Annotated in this window: 19 protein-coding genes, 1 tRNA gene and 1 pseudogene; 8 read left to right on the forward strand and 13 right to left on the reverse strand. The window is 41.3% G+C overall.

Translation table 11 applies throughout. The features are described 5' to 3' along the window. Positions 1–81: 81 nt before the first annotated feature. From I2I13_RS19825 to lon, 3 genes are read right to left on the reverse strand one after another with little or no spacing between them, the layout of a single operon-like run. Positions 82–1179 (reverse strand): LptF/LptG family permease, encoded by a 1098-nt coding sequence (locus I2I13_RS19825; RefSeq protein WP_195650300.1) that lies wholly within the window; start codon positions 1177–1179, stop codon positions 82–84. A 3-nt stretch (positions 1180–1182) separates the two neighbouring features. Beyond that, on the reverse strand, positions 1183–2313 hold the full coding sequence (gene tgt / locus I2I13_RS19830) for a tRNA guanosine(34) transglycosylase Tgt (protein WP_004295910.1): 1131 nt from the start codon (positions 2311–2313) through the stop codon (positions 1183–1185). Beyond that, entirely contained in the window at positions 2310–4775 is a 2466-nt protein-coding gene (gene lon, locus I2I13_RS19835) for an endopeptidase La (protein WP_195650301.1), read from the reverse strand. The genes tgt and lon overlap by 4 nt, the downstream gene beginning before the upstream one ends. Before the next feature lie 215 nt (positions 4776–4990). On the opposite strand from lon, the gene I2I13_RS19840 reads away from it, so the two are divergent. Next, positions 4991–5701 (forward strand): tRNA1(Val) (adenine(37)-N6)-methyltransferase, encoded by a 711-nt coding sequence (locus I2I13_RS19840; RefSeq protein WP_099147034.1) that lies wholly within the window; start codon positions 4991–4993, stop codon positions 5699–5701. A gap of 282 nt (positions 5702–5983) precedes the next feature. Here the strand turns inward: I2I13_RS19840 and I2I13_RS19845 are convergent, their stop codons facing one another. The 3 genes from I2I13_RS19845 to I2I13_RS19855 all read right to left on the reverse strand — a co-directional run bounded on the left by I2I13_RS19845 (position 5984) and on the right by I2I13_RS19855 (position 7968). Beyond that, the gene (locus I2I13_RS19845; protein WP_229128677.1) at positions 5984–6493 is read right to left on the reverse strand and encodes a hypothetical protein; all 510 of its coding nucleotides are present in this window, start codon (positions 6491–6493) and stop codon (positions 5984–5986) included. Positions 6494–7029: 536 nt separating this feature from the next. Next, a tRNA-Pro gene (locus I2I13_RS19850) sits at positions 7030–7104 on the reverse strand. 126 nt (positions 7105–7230) lie between these two features. Beyond that, positions 7231–7968 carry a bifunctional 2-polyprenyl-6-hydroxyphenol methylase/3-demethylubiquinol 3-O-methyltransferase UbiG gene (locus I2I13_RS19855; protein WP_195650302.1) on the reverse strand — a complete coding sequence of 246 codons (738 nt, stop codon included), beginning with the start codon at positions 7966–7968 and terminating at the stop codon, positions 7231–7233. 149 nt (positions 7969–8117) lie between these two features. On the opposite strand from I2I13_RS19855, the gene I2I13_RS19860 reads away from it, so the two are divergent. Further along, a complete protein-coding gene (locus I2I13_RS19860; protein WP_074558541.1) occupies positions 8118–8312 on the forward strand; it encodes a hypothetical protein in 195 nt (64 codons plus the stop codon). A gap of 62 nt (positions 8313–8374) precedes the next feature. Here I2I13_RS19860 and I2I13_RS19865 read toward each other — a convergent pair. After that, a pseudogene (locus tag I2I13_RS19865) lies at positions 8375–8518 on the reverse strand (ATP-binding protein); the annotation flags it as partial. 497 nt (positions 8519–9015) lie between these two features. Between I2I13_RS19865 and I2I13_RS19870 the strand changes: the two are divergent. Further along, complete coding sequence (locus I2I13_RS19870; RefSeq protein WP_175486903.1) at positions 9016–9288, forward strand: hypothetical protein; 273 nt, start codon at positions 9016–9018, stop codon at positions 9286–9288. Here I2I13_RS19870 and I2I13_RS19875 read toward each other — a convergent pair. After that, positions 9231–9797: a DNA-3-methyladenine glycosylase I gene (locus I2I13_RS19875; protein ID WP_148366666.1), complete on the reverse strand. Its 567-nt coding sequence runs from the start codon at positions 9795–9797 to the stop codon at positions 9231–9233. The genes I2I13_RS19870 and I2I13_RS19875 overlap by 58 nt on opposite strands. A 90-nt stretch (positions 9798–9887) precedes the next feature. Further along, positions 9888–11072, reverse strand: coding sequence for an aminotransferase class I/II-fold pyridoxal phosphate-dependent enzyme (locus I2I13_RS19880; RefSeq protein WP_148366667.1), 1185 nt, complete (start codon positions 11070–11072; stop codon positions 9888–9890). Between the two features lie 220 nt (positions 11073–11292). On the opposite strand from I2I13_RS19880, the gene I2I13_RS19885 reads away from it, so the two are divergent. The 3 genes from I2I13_RS19885 (at position 11293) to I2I13_RS19895 (ending at position 14576) form a co-directional block, all read left to right on the forward strand. Beyond that, positions 11293–12318, forward strand: a complete 1026-nt coding sequence (locus I2I13_RS19885) for a diacylglycerol kinase family protein (RefSeq protein ID WP_167511853.1) — start codon at positions 11293–11295, stop codon at positions 12316–12318. 108 nt (positions 12319–12426) lie between these two features. After that, complete coding sequence (gene aspS / locus I2I13_RS19890) at positions 12427–14190, forward strand: aspartate--tRNA ligase (RefSeq protein WP_148366668.1); 1764 nt, start codon at positions 12427–12429, stop codon at positions 14188–14190. Then, entirely contained in the window at positions 14187–14576 is a 390-nt protein-coding gene (locus I2I13_RS19895) for a GtrA family protein (protein ID WP_004295929.1), read from the forward strand. The genes aspS and I2I13_RS19895 overlap by 4 nt, the downstream gene beginning before the upstream one ends. Before the next feature lie 178 nt (positions 14577–14754). On the opposite strand, the gene I2I13_RS19900 is transcribed toward I2I13_RS19895, so the two are convergent. The 4 genes from I2I13_RS19900 to I2I13_RS19915 all read right to left on the reverse strand — a co-directional run bounded on the left by I2I13_RS19900 (position 14755) and on the right by I2I13_RS19915 (position 17773). Continuing rightward, positions 14755–15639 (reverse strand): carbon-nitrogen hydrolase, encoded by an 885-nt coding sequence (locus I2I13_RS19900; RefSeq protein ID WP_099147040.1) that lies wholly within the window; start codon positions 15637–15639, stop codon positions 14755–14757. A 67-nt stretch (positions 15640–15706) separates the two neighbouring features. Beyond that, positions 15707–16828 (reverse strand): agmatine deiminase family protein, encoded by a 1122-nt coding sequence (locus I2I13_RS19905; protein WP_195650303.1) that lies wholly within the window; start codon positions 16826–16828, stop codon positions 15707–15709. 83 nt (positions 16829–16911) lie between these two features. Then, positions 16912–17454 carry a ferredoxin domain-containing protein gene (locus I2I13_RS19910; RefSeq protein ID WP_099147042.1) on the reverse strand — a complete coding sequence of 181 codons (543 nt, stop codon included), beginning with the start codon at positions 17452–17454 and terminating at the stop codon, positions 16912–16914. A 55-nt stretch (positions 17455–17509) separates the two neighbouring features. Continuing rightward, the gene (locus I2I13_RS19915) at positions 17510–17773 is read right to left on the reverse strand and encodes a hypothetical protein (RefSeq protein WP_141561026.1); all 264 of its coding nucleotides are present in this window, start codon (positions 17771–17773) and stop codon (positions 17510–17512) included. Between the two features lie 152 nt (positions 17774–17925). Here I2I13_RS19915 and I2I13_RS19920 point away from each other — a divergent pair, with 152 nt between their 5' ends. Together I2I13_RS19920 and I2I13_RS19925 are read left to right on the forward strand one after the other, a co-directional pair. Next, entirely contained in the window at positions 17926–18414 is a 489-nt protein-coding gene (locus I2I13_RS19920; RefSeq protein ID WP_122138117.1) for an HU family DNA-binding protein, read from the forward strand. 664 nt (positions 18415–19078) lie between these two features. Continuing rightward, complete coding sequence (locus I2I13_RS19925) at positions 19079–19582, forward strand: hypothetical protein (protein WP_195650304.1); 504 nt, start codon at positions 19079–19081, stop codon at positions 19580–19582. Positions 19583–19692 lie beyond the last annotated feature (110 nt).

A 19692-nucleotide genomic window follows, 5' to 3' on the forward strand; every position in this document is an offset into this window, starting at 1 on the left:
GTTCATAAGAAGAAACTGAATGCACCAGATGATAAAGTAAAGGCACGAATCCGTGAAGACTGTGGAAGGCTTGCCTACCTTTTATTTAGGCGCCTTCTGGTACAAGAAGAATGCGATACCCGCATAAAGGATATTAGGAATCCAGACTGCAATGGCAGGCGGCACATTTCCGTTCACGGCAAAGGTAGAAGTAATCGTCTGGAACAGAATATAAGAGAAACTTAATCCTAATCCGATACCCAGATGAAGCCCCATACCACCTTTCGTTTTTCGGGACGAAAGCGATACACCGATGATGGTAAGGATGAAAGAGGCGAACGACATGGCAATTCGTTTGTGATATTCGATCTCAAATTCCTTGATGTTGGCAAATCCTCTTCGTTTCTGTTTGGCGATATAATCGCTTAATTCGGGACTGGTCAGCATTTCCTGCTGATTTTTCATGATGAGAAAGTCAGAAGGTTCCATGTTGATGATAGAGTCTATCCGGTCTCCCTTAGTGATTTTTTCCTTTAAACCATCCAGTTCGCGTACCATATAATCGTGGATCGTCCATTTATGAACGGTGGTGGTGTCGTAGGTAATCCGTCGTGCAGTTAAATGCGAAACTAATTTTTTATCCACAAATTTATCCAATGAAAAGCGGTTACCGGTTTTCATTGCGTTGTTATAGTTGTCGATATATGCAATCACTCCGCTATCCACTTCCAGCTGCACATTGCTTACCGAGTTTTGTTTCTTTGGTTTGATATACCGGTCTTCAAAATTCAGACGCGTAACACTTCCTTTCGGAATCACATACGAACTTAGTGTGAAGGTGACCAATGCGATGATAGCGGCAGAAATCATATAAGGGCGCATCATCCTTTTAAAGCTCATGCCGGTGGAGAACATCGCGATAATTTCGGAGTTTTCTGCCAGTTTGGAGGTAAAGAAAATAACAGCAATGAATACGAACAATGGACTGAACAGATTGGAGAAATAGGGGATAAAGTTCATGTAGTATTCAAAGATGATTTTATCCCATGGAGCTTCATGCTCCATTAGTTTGTCCATCTTTTCGTTGAAGTCGAATACCACTGCAATAGAAATGATTAGTGCAATAGCAAATACGTATGTCCCCAAGAACTTCTTGATGATATACCAGTCCAGCCGTTTTATAAATCGATTGCTTTTCATTTCTTATAATCTAGTTGATACTCTTTTAACCATCATCGGCTTCCAGGTCGAGAAATCTCCGGCAATAATGTGCTTTCTTGCTTCCCCTGCCAGCCACAGATAGAATGCCAGATTGTGTATGGAAGCGATTTGCATAGCCAGTAGCTCTTGTGCATGGAAAAGATGGCGCAAATAAGCCTTGCTGTACAATGTATCCACGCAAGAGGCTCCGTCGGCTTCAATAGGAGAGAAGTCTGTTTCCCATTTTTTGTTCCGCATATTGATAATGCCATCTTTGGTGAACAACATGCCATTTCGTCCGTTTCTTGTAGGCATAACGCAGTCGAACATATCCACGCCGCGTTCTATTCCTTCAAGAATGTTGACAGGAGTTCCGACCCCCATCAGGTAACGGGGTTTGTCTTTGGGAAGTATTTCATTGACAATCTCGATCATTTCATACATCTTGTCTACCGGTTCACCTACCGCCAAACCGCCGATAGCATTCCCGTCAGCACCTTTGGACGCTACAAACTCTGCAGATTGCTTGCGCAGGTCAGGATAAACGCATCCCTGGACGATGGGGAAGAGAGACTGGTTGTAACCGTATTTAGGTTCTGTCTCATTAAAACGTTGTATACAACGGTCGAGCCACCTGTGGGTTAATCCTAATGACTTTTTGGCATACTCGTAATCCGAGTCGCCCGGAGGACATTCGTCAAAAGCCATCATAATATCCGCACCGATAGTCCGTTCAATGTCCATCACCTTCTCCGGAGTGAAGATGTGCTTGCTTCCGTCGATATGCGAACGAAATTCAGCTCCTTCTTCACGCAGCTTTCTGATTCCGGCTAATGAGAATACCTGAAAACCACCGCTGTCAGTCAGCATGGGGCGGTCGAAACCGTTAAAGCGGTGCAGTCCGCCTGCTTTCTCGATCACGTCCAATCCCGGACGCAAATAGAGGTGATAGGTATTACCCAGAATAATCTGTGCCTGAATGTCTTCTTTTAATTCGGTCAGATGTACTCCCTTCACAGTGCCCAGTGTGCCCACCGGCATGAAGATAGGTGTTTGTATCTGCCCGTGGTCTGTTGTTATCAGACCGGCACGGGCATTACTTTTAGTGTCTGTATATTGTAACTCAAATGTCATTCCTGGCTGGGTTTCTTAACAGATAAATCAATAGGATCCGTTACTTTTTCGTTGGTCAATGCAATAGCGAATACCTCTTTTATATCGTTTACATAGTGGAAAGTCAGTCCTTTCAAATAAATATCCTGAATTTCATCTATGTTCTTTTTGTTCTCGGCACTCATGATGATTTCCTTGATTCCGGCACGTTTGGCTGCCAATATCTTCTCCTTGATGCCACCCACAGGAAGCACTTTGCCGCGAAGAGTGATTTCTCCCGTCATGGCAATGTTGGCTTTCACTTTTCTTTGAGTCAGGGCAGAAGCCAGTGAAGTGGCCATCGTGATACCTGCTGATGGACCGTCTTTCGGAATAGCCCCTTCAGGAACGTGGATATGGATATTCCAGTTGTCAAAGATCTCTTCGTCCAGACTAAGGACAGAAGCATGCGCCTTGATATATTCAAGTGCCAGCATGGCAGATTCTTTCATCACATCTCCCAAGTTACCGGTCAATGTAAGACGTCCGCCCTTGCCGCGGCTCAAACTGGTTTCTACAAATAAGATTTCGCCTCCGACAGCTGTCCATGCCAATCCGGTGACTACACCTGCGTAATCATTTCCCTGATACTTGTCGCGTGTATATTCGGGTGCTCCGAGGAAATCATACAAATCTGTCGGTTTGATTTCCGTCTTAGCGAAATAACCGTCCGTAGCATATTGGCGAGCCGATTTGCGAAGAATCTTACCGATCTTCTTTTCCAGTTCGCGAACGCCGCTTTCACGGGTATATGACTCGATTATAGCTTCCAGCGTATCTTTAGGAAGCTTGATATCCGTTTTTTTGAGTCCGTTGGCTTCCAATTCTTTGGGTAGCAGATGCTTGCGGGCAATCTCGACTTTCTCTTCCGTGATATATCCGCTTACTTCAATCAATTCCATACGGTCCAGCAACGGACCGGGGATTGTGTTCAGGTTGTTGGCTGTTGCAATAAACAATACCTTGGAGAGATCGTAGTCTACATCTAGGAAGTTATCATGGAAAGAAGTATTCTGTTCCGGGTCGAGCACTTCCAGCAATGCAGAAGAAGGGTCCCCCTGACGGTCGGCACTGACCTTGTCTATTTCATCCAAGATGAAAACAGGATTGGAAGCACCGGCTTTTATCAAGCTCTTGATGATTCGTCCGGGCATAGCACCGATATAAGTCTTACGATGACCGCGAATCTCCGCTTCGTCATGCACACCACCTAAAGACATACGTACATATTTCCGTTTGAGCGCAGATGCGATGGATCTTCCAAGAGATGTTTTACCCACTCCCGGAGGGCCATACAAGCAGATAATCGGTGATTTCATATCACCTTTCAGCTTCAATACGGCTAAGTGTTCCAAAATACGTTCTTTTACTTTCTCCAGTCCGTAATGGTCTTTGTTCAACGTCTTTTCTGCGTTTTTAAGGTTCAGATTGTCAGTTGTATAAGTACCCCATGGGAGATTGAGCATCGTTTGCAGATAGTTGAGCTGTACGCTGTAATCCGGAGATTGCGGGTGAGTACGCTCCAGTTTGGCAAGTTCTTTCATGAACGTGTCTCTGACTTCTAAATTCCAGCGCATTCTTTCTGCCTTCTGGCGCATTTCCTCTATTTCCTGCTCTTGGCCGCCGCCACCCAGTTCATCCTGAATAGTCTTGATCTGCTGTTGCAGGAAGTATTCGCGTTGTTGCTGGTCGATATCTTCACGGGCACGCATTTGGATGGATGCCTTGATTTCTGCCAACTGCACTTCACGGTTCAGAATTTCCAGTAAGTGATAAGTGCGTTCACGCAATGAGTTGATGCTCAACAAGTCCATCTTCTCATCTTTCTTGAACGGCAGGTTTGAGCAGATGAAATTGACCAGGAACATTGGGTTGTTGATGTTTTTAATAGCAAACGACGAATCCTGATGCATCACATCTGACGATTTGATGTATCTCATTGTCAAGTCCTTGCAAGTTTCCACCAAGGCTTGAAACTCTTTATCATCTTTGCCTGGGACATCTTCCTCCAAAAGTTGTATTTCACCTTTCAGGTACGGATGAGTTTCGATGATGTTTGTCAGACTTAAACGTTTCATTCCCTGAAGAATGACAGTTGTTGTCTGATCGGGCATTTCCAATATCCGCACAATTCGTCCTACGGTACCGATATTGTGTAAATCCTCCAGTTTCGGATCTTCTGTATGTGCCGATCTCTGGCATACTACTGCAATATCTTTATGTTTCTTGTCGGCATCTCGTACGAGTTTCAGAGAAGACTTGCGGCCTACCGTGATCGGCAGGAATACTCCAGGAAACAACACCATATTACGTAAGGGGAGTACTGGAAGAATTTCACCAGATTTCACATTTACATCAAATGCTTGTTCATCGTTCCCATCATAGTCTGTGATTAGCGAGAAGCTGTTATCGCCTCCATCTTCCAATAAATATCTTTCTTTCATCTTTTCGTTTTAATTTAGTTTATGTCATACTGATATGCATAAATCGTTTGCAAAGTTAATTGATTCTCTCTAATAATAAAGCACTGCGCAGAATAAAAACACAAAAACAATGCCAAAATATCGGCTTATAAAGGGAGTATTCCATAATTATTATTTATTTTTGGCGATTTGCAATAAAATAATAGTATAAAACGGCTTTAAGATAAACGGATAAAATGTCGAATCCTTATTTTAAATTTAAGCAATTTACGGTATGGCATGATAAATGTGCCATGAAAGTCGGTACGGATGGAGTACTTCTGGGGGCTTGGACTCTCGTTGAGAGTGCGCACCGGATTCTGGACATTGGGACGGGAACTGGGTTGGTGGCTTTAATGTTGGCGCAACGCAGTTTGCCGGATGCAAATATTGTAGCGTTGGAAATAGACGAAGCGGCTGTCGGGCAAGCCAGGGAAAATATCATTCGTTCGCCTTGGAAGGAGCGGGTAGAAGTGGTGCAGGCTGATTTTAAGAAATACAGGTCTTCGGATAAATTCGACGTAATTGTTTCTAATCCTCCTTATTTTGTCGATTCGCTGGAATGTCCGGATCGTCAGAGAGCCGCGGCTCGTCACAATGATTCTTTGACTTATGAAGATTTGTTGGAAGGAGTAAGCGGATTATTGGCAGAAGACGGATTTTTCACAATGGTGATTCCGGCAGATGTAGCTGAACGGGTAAAAAAGATAGCTTATATGAGAAAGCTATATGCAGTCCGTCAACTGAATGTAATCACTAAGCCCGGCGGTATTCCGAAACGTGTTTTGATTACTTTTTCTTTTTCCAATCAAGAGTGTATTGTAGAAGAACTATTGACAGAACTGGCTCGTCATCAATATAGTGAGGAATATATGACGCTAACCCGGGATTATTATTTGAATATGTAAAAGGGTGACGCTATCCGGTAAAGATAGTGACGGTATATGACAGCGATACCGTCACTATCGCGAGCATATACCGTCACTCTTTCAAAGCTGGTTCAAATACGCTATTTTGAGATCTTTGTTTTGTTCTTTTCTAACTCATAATTCAAGAGAGTAATTTCTAGCTTTTGAACACTATTTTTTAGCAGTACTTTCTGAAGTTGCTCTCGAAGTGAAATTATTATTTTGTCTTTTGATAGTCTTAAATTCAATAAGCTGCTGCAATAACTAAACTACTCTCTTAAATTATTTGTTTTGTATATGCTTTATTTTAAATTCTTTCAGTGACTTTTCTATCTTTTGATAAAGGTCTGTCGTTTTTGTTGAGTATGTAGATAAAGAGCCCCTAGGCTCATCTGCAAATCTGAATAATTCATCTGCATCTGCATATATTGATACTAACTCATTATAAGCATCTTTACAATTTGAAGGATAATCATTTAGTTGTGGCATTATAGCCTCAATTGAATCTTTCTTTTGTTTGAGCCTCTTATAGGTGTCTGTTGTGATTATAAACTCCTGATGCTTCGCTAAGGCTTCATTGAAATCAGTACAATATTCTCCATTGTATTCATGATCATAAATCACTTTTCTCCAAGTATCACAATAATGAAGAGCTATTGCTTCACTTAAATCAGCTTCTTTCTCAATCATGGAAGCGGTATTAGAGAGCTTTGCTATATACTCCTTTTCTGAATTACATGAAACCAAAACGATGGCTAGTATCGCACTCAAATAAAAAAACTTTTTCATCATATCGTTACTTTTGTTATACAATCAATTTATTGGAATCCTGTTTGTAATACTGTATTAGAGTATTACAAGGTTGATATTTTATATTCAAAAAAAACATCTATTTTATTACTTGAAGAATATCCAATGATACGCTTATTTGATTTTTCTGGAATTCTAAAATTCAGAAAGGGACTTTGTGAATGCGAATATAATGAAATGAAAATAACAACGAGCATCAGCAGAGTTTTCTTCATGTGTTTAAGTATTTTGTTTGTTATCGTTTTCTTTATAAACAATGTTTGTATTTCCGCTATAAAGTTAACGCAAAACATTGATAACGCCAATATAAAAGGGGAATAAAGTTAACAAAATAGATTTTTACTCTAAATTAAATAAGAAAATGAAGATAATGCTAGGAATCTGTTCAAAGATATTTCAAAGAATTGCCCTTTTTATTTGTCCCCAAACGGGGATAATTGCACTTATCCTATATATAATAAAAAGCCAATACTAATTGTACTGGCTTTATTTTGTGAATCTTGACTTGATTTTCTTCGTCGGGGTAGCGGGATTCGAACCCACGACCCCCTGCTCCCAAAGCAGGTGCGCTAACCGGACTGCGCTACACCCCGAAAACTTTGGGGTTATTATTTCCAAAAGCGGTGCAAAGATAGGGAGTATTTTTTAATTAACAATAGCTAAGCGAATGTTTTTTATTTATTATTTTTCAATACCTTGAATCTCATTGCTTTGCGGCTTCACTTTTTTTTCTTGGCAGAGATCAGAAGCATCATGGGGCGTCGTAGTTCATCTTTCATTCCCGGAATAGTATCCAACAACTTTTCGTCGGGTTGTGGCTCTATCAGTTCGCATATCTCAAATCCGGTTTGAAGGAGGCTGTTTATATAGGTAGTCAATGTTTTGTGGTATTTGACCACTTCTTCGCCCAGAAAGACTGCCGTGCGTTTACCTTCTGTAAAATAACGATCTATCGGCCAATGGATAGGATTCCCCTCCTGGTCGTAATACCAATCCTGATTGCCGTAAGCTGTAAATATAGGATGCTCGACAGAAAAGACAAAAGCCCCTCCCGGAGTTAAGCAATGATTAATTTTCCGGCATATATCTATAAAAGATTCGAGGTAATGGAAAGTTAATGAGCTGATAACTATATCATAAGAATCCGGCTGAAAATCAAAGTCCTCAATAGCCATACATTGATATTCAATGAGTGGAGACGGGTTTCTTTTCCGGGCTTCTTCGAGCATTTTTTCAGAAATATCAATTCCGGTAACGTGTGTCGCTCCATGTTCTATTGCATAAATGCAATGCCATCCGAATCCACAGCCTAAATCCAACACCCTTTTTCCTGCAAAATTGGGGAGCATTTTCTGTAATACGTGCCATTCTCCAGCACCTTTCAAACCTTCCACCGAACGGGACATTTGCGAATATTGACTAAAGAAGCGATTATTATCGTATTTGTTTTCTTTCATAATTTATTAAGAGGATAAGTGGAATGAAAGCACAAATATAAGATTTAGTTTGTATATGACGGAAAAGATATACATAAATAATCTGCGGGTATGAACCATCTTTCGCTGTTTTCTGTTCTCTAAATAAGAAATTTAAAATGAAAAGTCTTATGAAAACAAAAAAACAAAACGAAGCAAGTGAAAAAGAAGTGCACTTGTTAGAGCAAAAAGGATATGAAAGAATGGTGAATGAGATTGTCCCCGTACAACAGGGGGAAGCATACCGCAAGCCGAGTAACAAAGCAGTCAAAGAGGCTGTAAAGGAGCTGAATCCCGATGCGAATAGCCTGGGTAGCAGAGGATAATTCCTCTGCTGTTACCCTGATTATTACATCAGTCCCAAAGGTTCAGAGGCTTTCAGTGATTCTCATTTAGGGAAAGTAAGAATAAAATAACTTCCTTTCCCTGATTCCGATTTTATATTGATACTTCCGTCATGCAAAGTTATGATTTGTTTGCACAGGCTCAATCCGATGCCCGAACCGGATGTTTGGGTAGTAGAGAATTGGATAGGAGGGGTGAGGTAAAAAACAGAGGTTCCGTTTGCTTGAAACGAAGCCTCTGAATGTATCAAACGGAGCCTCTTCCGCACAGGTTTGGAGCCTTCATTTAGGGGATAAAAAAAGCGTCTTTTTTCTGAACGCATTGCGAAGGACACGGAAAATATTCCGTCGCAAATTGCGAGAACGGTTTGAAGCCATTGATGATGTAGGTTTCCGTGCCTGTTTTGTCTTCTTTCATTATAAAAAATTAAATTGTATATCAAACCTGTATTGTCGGCTTAATTTCCCGCAAAAGTATGAAAAGGAATTGATTTATAACTGTAAAATAAATTGATTTTTAAGGACGTGAATTAGGTGTGTCAAAATCTATTTTTAGTTTTGTTTTGTCGAATAAATTCGGCTGTTAAATCAGTAAACAATAATTATTAAAAAAGCTGATGAAGAAAGAAGATTTGATTTCGTTTATGAAAGAAATCGCTGTCTTGATAAGTTCAACGAGTTTAAAGTGAACAGCGAAAAATATGAACTCACACTAGCGCTTAACGTGAAAAAGGGTGATTATGCCGCTATCAAGGCCGAGCTGACCAGCAGTAAAGGAATGGAAGTAGCTATTGTAAAAGTTACCACTCGTGCAGCTGCTACTCCCTGGGGTGTAGAACTTACCAGTCCGACATTCAAAGAAGATAAGACGATTGATGTTAACGCTAAGGTAACTTTCTCCTACCGGCAAATACAGTCTGCCAGATGGTCGTTAATAAACCCTGCTGCCTGCAAGTGAGCATAACAAATCGTAGCTCCAAAGAATTTAAATCCTCGTTTCTTCATATCCTTGCTCATGGCATCAGATTCGGGAGATGATACCGGAATCTCACTCAATGACTGAAAGGTATTGATGATCGGTTTTCTTTCGGGAAAGAACGACAGTGTATAGTCGTAAAAACTACCGAATTCTTTTTGTATGGCTAAGAACTGTCTTGCATTTGTAATTGTCGCTTTGATTTTCAGACGGTTTTTCACAATGCCATCAAATTGCATCAGTCGTTCAATATCTTCATCGTTCATTTGTGCCACTCGTTCAGGGTCGAAATCACAAAAGGCTTTGCGATATCCCTCTCGCTTTTTAAGGATAGTTATCCAACTCAATCCTGCTTGAGCACTTTCCAGCACAAGAAACTCAAACAGTGTCTTGTCGTCGGTCACTAACTTTCCCCACTCCTGATCGTGGTATTTCACATACAGTTCGTCAGTTCCGCACCAACCGCAGCGTCCGTTTACTATATCTTGCATAATCACACATATTGTTGTAGGCGTAAAGATAATAAAAAAGTCTGATACATTACTGTACCAGACTTTTTTAGATGATTTATATAAATCGGATTATAAAATATCCAGTGCTTTAAATGCCTTAACCAGCTTCTCTACAGCGCGGTCAATTTGATCTTTTGTATGAGTAGCCATCAATGCCACACGTACCAAAGTATCTTGCGGTGCACATGCCGGAGGAATAACAGGATTGATAAATACACCCTCGTCGAAAGCCAATTTAGTGACCATGAATGTTTTTTCCGTGTCACGTACATAAAGAGGAATGATAGGTGATTCTGTTGCACCGATTTCAAAACCTGCTTCACGGAAACGCTTTAATGCATAGTTGGTAGCTTCCCACAGCGCTTCAAGTCTTTCCGGTTCATTCTGGATGATGTGGAGAGCTTCAAGAGCAGATGCGGTAGCAGCCGGAGTGTTGGATGCACTAAATATATAAGTACGTGCGTTGTGACGTAACCAGTTGATGATAGAAGAATCAGCAGCAATGAATCCACCGATAGAAGCCAGCGATTTGCTGAAAGTACCCATAATCAGGTCAACTTCGTGAGTCAGACCGAAATGGTCGCAAACGCCACGTCCTTGTTTTCCGAATACCCCCAATCCATGAGCTTCGTCTACCATGATAGTAGCGTTGTATTTATGTTTCAAGCGTACGATTTCGGGCAAGTTTGCCAGGTCGCCTTCCATAGAGAACACGCCGTCTACTATGATGAGCTTCACTGAATCCGGGTTGCACTTTTGAAGTTGCTTTTCCAGATCCGCCATATCGTTATGCTTATATTTCAGTTGTTGAGAGAAGGAGAGGCGACGGCCATCTACGATAGATGCATGGTCGCGGTCGTCACAAATGATATAATCATTGCGATCTGTCAAAGCAGGAATAACTCCGGAATTCACCGTAAAACCGGTTGAGAAGCAGAGCGCTTCATCTTTGCCTACAAAGGCAGCCAGTTCTTTTTCCAATTGAACGTGCAGGTCAAGTGTACCATTCAAGAAGCGCGAACCTGCGCATCCGGAACCATATTTATGCATGGCCTTGACACCTGCTTCAATCACTCTTTCATCTCCCGTAAGGCCAGTGTATGCATTGGAACCGAACATCAACACTTCGTGTCCGCCCATTTCTACCTCTGTACCCTGTTTTCCTTCTATCTCACGGAAATATGGGTAAACGCCCTGTGCCATAAACTTTTGTGGCAGGTCGTACTTAGCTAACTTCTCTTGTAATAATCCCATGAATTATAATTTATTATACTCATAATCAGATCGTTCGCTGACGATCTAGCATCTTTTTATCTTAACAAGTGTTTAAAAACAGGGGGCAAAGATAACAAAATTTGCTTTTATCTGTTCTTTTTAAGAGAAAAAAGTTGCTTGCATGTGATTAGAAACCTCTAATAGATTAAAATTTAAGATATTTATATTACTTTTGTCGTCTACAATTGACAAAAATGGCATGAACGAAAGGATGAAAAAAATAAAATTCGTCGTCAACCCTATTTCGGGAACACAAAGTAAAGAATTGATTCTTAACTTGCTGGACGAAAAAATAGACAAGGCGAGATACTCTTGGGAAGTAGTGTATACGGAAAGAGCCGGTCATGCAGTAGAAATAGCTGCCAAAGCTGCCGAAGAGAAAACTGATATAGTAGTGGCTATCGGCGGGGACGGGACAATCAATGAAATAGCTCGTTCGTTGGTGCATACTGATACCGCACTGGGAATTATTCCTTGCGGATCGGGCAATGGACTGGCGCGGCATTTGCATATACCGATGGAACCGAAAAGGGCGCTGGAAGTGCTGAATGAAGGTTGCATGGATGTTATAGATTATGGTAAGATTAATGGTGTGGATTTTTTCTGCACTTGCGGATTGGGGTTCGATGCTTTTGTTAGTCTGAAGTTTGCGCATGCCGGTAAACGCGGGCTGTTGACTTATCTGGAAAAGACCCTGCAAGAGAGTCTTAAATATGAACCGGAAACGTATGAACTGGAAACGGAAAACGGAGTTTCCAAGTATAAGGCTTTCCTGATTGCCTGCGGAAACGCGTCGCAATATGGAAACAATGCTTATATCGCCCCGCAAGCTACGCTGACGGATGGCTTGCTGGATGTGACCATTCTTGAACCATTCACCGTATTGGATGTCCCCTCATTGGCTTTCCAGTTATTCAATAAGACAATCGATCAGAATAGCCGTATCAAGACTTTCCGTTGCAAGCAGTTGTGTATCCGCCGCACTTCTCCGGGAGTAGTGCACTTTGACGGCGACCCCATGGAAACGGACGCTAATGTGAACATTGAGTTGATCCAAAGGGGATTGCGTGTAGTGGTGCCGCAAGCGTCGGAAAAGGATGCTGCCAATGTGCTCCAAAGAGCGCAGGAATATATGAATGGCATCAAATTGATGAATGAAGCCATCGTTGACAATATAACAGACAGAAACAAGAAAATATTGAAAAAGCTGACAAAGAAAGTCTGATAAAATAACGGATTACTGACAACGAATTACAAATTATTGCGTACTTTTGCGCAGTTTTGGTTCAATCAAAATAAAAACGCGAGTGATAATCGTTTAAATAAAAAATATATGTTCAGAACGCACACATGTGGAGAACTAAGAATCTCTGATGTAAACAAGCAAGTTACGCTGTCCGGATGGGTACAGCGCAGCCGTAAAATGGGAGGAATGACTTTTATTGACCTCCGCGACCGTTACGGAATTACCCAGTTGGTCTTTAACGAAGAAATTAATGCTGAACTCTGTGAACGTGCTAATAAATTGGGACGTGAGTTCGTCATTCAAGTGACAGGAACGGTTAATGAACGTTTCAGCAAGAATGTAAACATTCCTACCGGAGACATTGAAATTATCGTTTCCGAACTGAACGTACTAAATACTGCAATGACTCCCCCGTTCACCATTGAGGATAATACGGATGGTGGTGATGATATCCGCATGAAATATCGTTACCTGGATTTGCGTCGTAACGCTGTCCGCTCTAATCTGGAACTGCGCCACAGAATGACGATTGAAGTTCGCAAATATCTGGATAGTCTGGGCTTCATCGAAGTGGAAACGCCTGTTTTGATCGGTTCTACTCCTGAAGGTGCACGTGACTTCGTGGTGCCGTCACGTATGAATCCGGGACAGTTCTACGCACTTCCGCAATCTCCGCAGACATTGAAGCAATTGCTGATGGTTTCCGGTTTCGACCGTTACTTCCAGATCGCAAAATGTTTCCGCGATGAGGACTTGCGTGCTGACCGTCAGCCGGAATTTACGCAGATTGACTGCGAAATGAGCTTCGTTGAGCAGGAAGATATTATCACTACTTTCGAAGGAATGGCTAAACATTTGTTCAAAACACTGCGTGGTGTGGAACTGGCTGAACCGTTCCAGCGTATGTCTTGGGCGGATGCCATGAAATATTATGGTAGCGACAAACCGGACTTGCGTTTCGGCATGAAATTCGTGGAATTGATGGATATTATGAAAGGTCACGGATTCTCTGTTTTCGATAATGCTGCTTATGTGGGTGGTATCTGTGCCGAAGGTGCTGCAACCTATACCCGTAAACAACTGGATGCATTGACGGAATTCGTAAAGAAACCGCAGATTGGTGCAAAAGGTATGGTATATGCCCGTGTAGAAGCGGACGGAACTGTGAAATCGAGCGTGGATAAATTCTATACGCAGGAAGTGCTTCAGCAAATGAAAGAGGCATTCGGTGCTAAACCGGGTGACTTGATTCTGATCCTGTCCGGCGACGATGTGATGAAAACGCGTAAACAACTTTGTGAGCTTCGTCTGGAAATGGGCGCTCAACTGGGATTGCGTGATAAGAATAAGTTTGTTTGCCTTTGGGTGATTGACTTCCCGATGTTCGAATGGAGCGAGGAGGAAGGCCGTCTGATGGCTATGCATCATCCGTTTACTCATCCGAAGCAGGAAGATATTCCTATGTTGGACACTGATCCGGCAGCTGTACGTGCAGATGCTTATGATATGGTAATTAATGGTGTGGAAGTTGGCGGCGGATCTATCCGTATCCACGATGCGAAATTACAGGCGAAGATGTTCGAGATTCTTGGATTCACTCCGGAGAAGGCAGAAGCACAGTTTGGCTTCCTAATGAATGCCTTTAAGTATGGTGCACCTCCTCACGGTGGTTTGGCATACGGACTCGACCGTTGGGTATCTTTGTTCGCAGGTTTGGATTCTATCCGCGACTGTATTGCGTTCCCGAAAAACAATTCCGGACGTGACGTGATGCTGGATGCACCGTCTGCAATCGACCAGACTCAACTTGATGAACTGAATTTGATAGTTGATCTGAAAGAGGGCGAGTGAAAGAATCTGTACGTATATTCCGTTTTATAGTCATCGGTACAATGAACGCCTTAATTATGGCGTTGGTTGTATGGTTAATGATGAAAGAAATGTCATTCGACGGTGACTATATGGTGGCTAATATAACAGCGTATCTGATAGCTCAAATCCATAACTTTATCTGGTGCAAATACTGGATATTCCCCGTAGAAAATAAAAAGAATAGTATCTGGAAACAGATACTGCTCTTTTGTTCTGCTTTTGCCGTGGCTTACACCGCACAGTTCTTATTTCTTGTGTTATTGGTAGAAGGATTGGACGTGAATGAATATCTGGCCCAATTCCTGGGATTGTTTATTTATGGAGGGGCTAATTTCCTAGCCAACAAAAAAATAACGTTTCAATGAAATAGTTATTTATGATAATATATTGAAAGGGCACAGAGTTCTAAAATTAGATTTGAACTCTGTGCCTTTCTTTTTTTCTTTATTAGATAAACTTTATATAGGAAACTTTATGTGATAAAATTCAGGCAATAAATTTCCTGTAATAAACTTTTTGCAGTAAAGTTATGTGGAGCAATCTTTAATCCAGAAAGCGTTTGGTTAGCCCATCATATTCGTCAATCCGGCGATCACGAAGGAAAGGCCACCAACGGCGAACGTTTTCCGAACGTTCCATATCTATTTCCACTACCATGTTTTCCGGGTGATCGTTTCCGGCTTGTGCCAGAAATTCCCCTTGTGGTCCCGCTACAAAACTGTTTCCCCAGAATAAGATACCGTTTGTCTGTCCGGATGGATCAGGCTCGTGTCCTACACGGTTGACGGAGATAACAGGAAGTCCATTGGCAACGGCATGAGCGCGTTGTGAAATAATCCAGGCATTGAGTTGACGGGCTTTTTCATCGTCCGTATCGCTGCTTTCCCAGCCAATGGCGGTAGGATAAATTAAAAGTTCTGCACCTTTCAGTGCCATCAGACGGGCAGCTTCCGGATACCATTGATCCCAGCATACTAATACGCCCAGTTTTCCTAAAGAAGTTTGAATCGGTTCAAAACCGATGTCTCCCGGAGTGAAATAGAACTTTTCGTAGTAAGCCGGATCATCGGGAATATGCATTTTCCGGTATTTTCCTGCAATGCTTCCGTCGCGGTCGAATACGACAGCGGTGTTATGATAAAGTCCGGGAGCACGTTTCTCAAAAAGAGAGGTGACAAGGACTACTTCATTAGCTGCTGCCAACTCGGAATAAAAGCCTGTGGAAGGCCCGGGAATTGGTTCGGCAAGATCAAACAGGTTAGTGTTTTCTGTCTGGCAGAAATAAAGTGAATTGTGCAACTCCTGGAGCACAATCAGTTGTGCACCGTGAGCGGCACAAGCCTCGATACTCTTTGCGAGGTTCATCAGATTGGCTTTAATATCTGCGGTATTGGATTGTTGGATGATTCCGACTTTTATCTTTCTCATGATGAATAATTAGTGGGTTGATTCATTCATTATTTTATAATTCCTTTATATCTCCTTTGTAATTCCTTTATGACTCTTTTATAACACCCAGCGGATATTGCATGGTGATGCAGTGTAGGGAACCGTGCTGTTTAATCAGGGCACGGCAGTCTATTCCAATTATTTGATGGCTTGGAAAGGCTTGCTGCAATACTTCTCCTGCTTTTTTGTCATTCGCCGGCTGATTGTATGTCGGGTAGAGAATAACGTCGTTCATAATCAGGAAATTGGCGTAAGTTGCAGGCAGGCGTTCACCGTCTTCTTCTATCTTGTCTGCCATGGGTAAGGCCAATAGGCGATAGGGTTCTCCTGCTAAGGTGCGGAATGTTTTCAGCTGTTCTTCCATTGCGAGCAGTGCTTCGTAATGTTCATCTTCTTTGTTTTCACATTTCACGTAAGCAATGGTGTCCGTAGAACAGAAGCGTGCCAAAGTGTCGATGTGGCTGTCGGTATCATCACCGGCCAGATAACCGTGATCTAACCAAAGCACCTTTTGCAGGTGGAAGGTTGATTTCAGGTATTCTTCTATCTCTACCTGATTCAGTCGTCCGTTTCGTTGGGGAGAGAGCAGACATTCGGAAGTGGTGAGTAATGTACCCATTCCGTCGCTTTCGATAGAACCTCCTTCAAGAACGAAGTCAAGATGGTCTATATACTGGCCTTTCAAGGCTCCGGCTTCTACGGCATGCTTGGTAATTTGATTATCCAGTTCGGAAGCAAATTTCAGTCCCCAGCCGTTGAAGGTGAAGTCGAGCAGGGAAGGGGTGCCGGTATCTATCATTGTAATGGCTCCGTGGTCGCGTGCCCATGTATCATTAGTGGCACATTCCAGAAAGCGGACGTTATTCATATTGACAGTGGCAGCTATCTGCTTTTTCACTTCTTCCGGTTCGGGAGTGACGATCAATAATAATTCACGCTTTGCTATTTCTCTGGCAATATTGATAAAACACTCTTGCACTTCTGCTAGCATGTAGGCCCAATCTGTACCGGCATGTGGCCATGTCAACTGTATACCGCTTTGCATATGCCATTCGGCAGGCAAATGAGGTGCTCTCATTTCTACCTGCACGGTCATATTTTTGCCGAAGTTCAACTGCAAATCTTTCTCCGAGCCGCTTGGGCTGGGGAGTCCAACCATGATTCCCATTAGACTATATATATTTAGTTATTTATAAAATCAGTTTATTGTCTGCATCTAAAATCTGTTTGTTTTCTGCATCAATGTGACTGTTATACATTGGTTTCCTGCTTCGGTTTCCGGTCAAAGAACGGATTCTTGGAGGATGCGCTTACGGGGATTGCCATTACCATCTTGCAGTCTTTCAGCCAGTTCAGGCGTTGTGCTGCCAATCCGGCGGAGAACATGACGCGTGTGTCTACGCGTAAATCGGCTGCCGTGGCGCACGCGGAACCTATTGCGATACCTACATCTATGCTGTTCAATGCGCAGGGAACTCCATCAGTACGTCCGGCACAGGTGGTAAATCCGCAATGGCCGCAATTCAAGCCCTGTGTCTGCTCGCGCGTTCCTATTAATACAACACATTCGGCACTTAGGATGTTGTCGGCATCACGAAGGAAGAATTTCATTCCGTGTTCTTCTACCATAGCTATCATAGTGTCCGATAATTGCTTAATCTCTTCATCAGTGATTAGGGCCACTTCAATAATATCGATTCCTTTTCCCTTGGGAGCAGTGCGTGCAGCCGTCATCATCTGGCGGGCTACCTGCAATATATGCTCGTGACGAGTGTCTCTTTCGTTCAGCATCATAACTTTCTTGAATTAATTAGTAAGGCAAAGATAAATGAAAATTGGCAAAATCACACTAGATGATGAAATAAATAGGAGTATTGGCGATGTTATTAGTCATGGATTTAGTAGTGTTGTTAGTGATAAACTTAGCACTGTTATTATTAGTGGTGAATTTGGGACTGTTGTTAGTCGTGAATCTGTTTCTGCTATTATATGAATTAAAGGACTTGTTGTATAGATAGATGTAAGTACTGATGTTGATAATAATGATGGAGCTAATAGTGGTGTTGTTGATAGAACTTAGAATTCTGCCGTATTTTCTTGTTTTTGTAATCATTTACGCTTAAAATGAGTTGTAATATACTGGTATGTAGTGCATTAAAATAAATATTGCACTATCATTTTGAATTGACATATATAGTGCTATTTTTGTCAAGAAGTCAATTGAGTGACTTCTTGATATAACTATTAATTTAAATATTTATTATTATGGCTATACGCTATAGAAAGAAAAAAATCGTGCTGAACTTTGATAAGGAGAACAAGCAAGAGAAGTACGTTGCTGCTAATGTTCTTATTGGTAGTATTAGTTATGAAAAACTATGTAATGAAGTAAACCAGAGAACTGGTATACATCGTGCCATGGTAGATGTCATACTAAAAGGTGCAGAAGATACCATGATTACTTTCTTGGAAGAAGGTTTCTCTGTGAGGTTTGGTGAGTTCGGTTCATTTCGCCCTGCTATTAATGCTGCGAGCAAGGATAAAGAGGAGGATGTAAATGCTGCTACTATTATTCGAAGAAAGATTGTATTTACTCCTGGAACCAAATTCAAAACAATGCTTGGTAATGCAAGCATTGAATTGTTCTCAGATAGAGAAGTAAGTGCAAGTGCTGGTGACGAAGATGAAACCGGAGGCGAAAAACCAGATGGAGGTGGAGGCTCTGGTGGCGAAGCACCCGATCCGGCAGCGTAGTTTTTATTCTAATCTTTATGAAACAGGGAAAGTCAATAAACTTTCCCTGTTTTTTTGCAATTTTGCATAGAATATGCAAAATTGCCGTTGGCTGACGAACAATTTCCCATTAGGCAATGACGATTTCGCCGTTGCCTAATGGGAAATTGTTTTATAATCAATGGGTGTTGAAGATAGTTGTCTACATAAATATTTTTATAAACCATCATTGTTTTTTAGATGTGACAAAAATATAATTAATAACTAGATTAGTTTATACTTTTTTCATTATATTTGCATCGTTTTCCACGCCGATGCCTTTTCATAAGGTGGATGGGGTGGGGGAATTATTATATTAAAGAAAGACGTTTACTTGACGTTTTGTCTTTGGCTTATCAAAACTTCGAACACTTTGAGCAGCAGTCAAAAACAAAGCAACAGTAGGTGTCTACGGGATATGTTTATATCTATTCAATGTACCTTTTGTATAAAAGGTATATTAAGTTTATACATATCGGCGTGGGCTTCTGCGTTGCTCGTTCAGACTACTGCGGGCAGTTCGAAGGCCTTGATAAGCGGGACGAGTAACAGGTACAGATTCCCGCGCTTTTTCTTTTTATAATAAATACTTTTCTAAAAATGAATCGTTCGATTCGGGAATCTGCGGGCAAAAAAATAAAGTGATATGCAACATTATTTATTACGAGGGCATATTTTGGATTCTAAAAGAATAATAGTACCAGTTCAAATGTTTTGGCTATTTGAAAAAGAGAATATATATCCAAAAGAAAACCGGGCATTTAGATTACTCTTAATGTATTATTGGGATCAAATTGCCCAATATCCTAATGTAGAGGAATTTAGAATATCAGAAACTGAGTCAATAAATTATTATTATGCAGTAAAACGTGCCTTAGATTGTAAAGAGAGCGCTTTTATTAACGATATGTATAATATTTGGCGTATCTTGAAAGTAAATGCTTTAAAGTCAAACTTAAGTTCTTATGGAATTGATGTTGAAGATGCATGTGATATTTATGACTTAATAATATCTCAATTGAGAAGTGTTGTATATGATCAAAAAATAGAAATGTTTTGTCGATATTGTCATGAAGACTTTTATAACGAAGCTACTAAAATAATAGAAATAATAAAAAAATACGTTACGACAATAAAGAAACATGTTTGAAAAAATGGCCGTATATTGGTGCGATAGCTTATTATTGGGATCTCGTATTTAAAAGACCAATGGATTTGAAAAACGAAAAAGAAATAACTAATGAATATGTCTCTTTTAAA

The sequence above is a fragment of the Bacteroides sp. D55t1_190419_B8 genome, from assembly GCF_015558905.1.
GTDB lineage: Bacteria > Bacteroidota > Bacteroidia > Bacteroidales > Bacteroidaceae > Bacteroides > Bacteroides vicugnae.

Excerpts from the sequence above, each read along its gene's own strand:
- I2I13_RS19825 (WP_195650300.1), bottom strand. The coding sequence starts at position 1,179 with ATGAAAAGCAATCGATTTATAAAACGGCTGGACTGGTATATCATCAAG.
- tgt (WP_004295910.1), bottom strand. The coding sequence starts at position 2,313 with ATGACATTTGAGTTACAATATACAGACACTAAAAGTAATGCCCGTGCC.
- lon (WP_195650301.1), bottom strand. The coding sequence starts at position 4,775 with ATGAAAGAAAGATATTTATTGGAAGATGGAGGCGATAACAGCTTCTCG.
- I2I13_RS19840 (WP_099147034.1), top strand. The coding sequence starts at position 4,991 with ATGTCGAATCCTTATTTTAAATTTAAGCAATTTACGGTATGGCATGAT.
- I2I13_RS19845 (WP_229128677.1), bottom strand. The coding sequence starts at position 6,493 with ATGATGAAAAAGTTTTTTTATTTGAGTGCGATACTAGCCATCGTTTTG.
- I2I13_RS19855 (WP_195650302.1), bottom strand. The coding sequence starts at position 7,968 with ATGAAAGAAAACAAATACGATAATAATCGCTTCTTTAGTCAATATTCG.
- I2I13_RS19860 (WP_074558541.1), top strand. The coding sequence starts at position 8,118 with ATGAAAACAAAAAAACAAAACGAAGCAAGTGAAAAAGAAGTGCACTTG.
- I2I13_RS19875 (WP_148366666.1), bottom strand. The coding sequence starts at position 9,797 with ATGCAAGATATAGTAAACGGACGCTGCGGTTGGTGCGGAACTGACGAA.
- I2I13_RS19880 (WP_148366667.1), bottom strand. The coding sequence starts at position 11,072 with ATGGGATTATTACAAGAGAAGTTAGCTAAGTACGACCTGCCACAAAAG.
- I2I13_RS19885 (WP_167511853.1), top strand. The coding sequence starts at position 11,293 with ATGAACGAAAGGATGAAAAAAATAAAATTCGTCGTCAACCCTATTTCG.
- aspS (WP_148366668.1), top strand. The coding sequence starts at position 12,427 with ATGTTCAGAACGCACACATGTGGAGAACTAAGAATCTCTGATGTAAAC.
- I2I13_RS19900 (WP_099147040.1), bottom strand. The coding sequence starts at position 15,639 with ATGAGAAAGATAAAAGTCGGAATCATCCAACAATCCAATACCGCAGAT.
- I2I13_RS19905 (WP_195650303.1), bottom strand. The coding sequence starts at position 16,828 with ATGGGAATCATGGTTGGACTCCCCAGCCCAAGCGGCTCGGAGAAAGAT.
- I2I13_RS19910 (WP_099147042.1), bottom strand. The coding sequence starts at position 17,454 with ATGATGCTGAACGAAAGAGACACTCGTCACGAGCATATATTGCAGGTA.
- I2I13_RS19915 (WP_141561026.1), bottom strand. The coding sequence starts at position 17,773 with ATGATTACAAAAACAAGAAAATACGGCAGAATTCTAAGTTCTATCAAC.
- I2I13_RS19920 (WP_122138117.1), top strand. The coding sequence starts at position 17,926 with ATGGCTATACGCTATAGAAAGAAAAAAATCGTGCTGAACTTTGATAAG.
- I2I13_RS19925 (WP_195650304.1), top strand. The coding sequence starts at position 19,079 with ATGCAACATTATTTATTACGAGGGCATATTTTGGATTCTAAAAGAATA.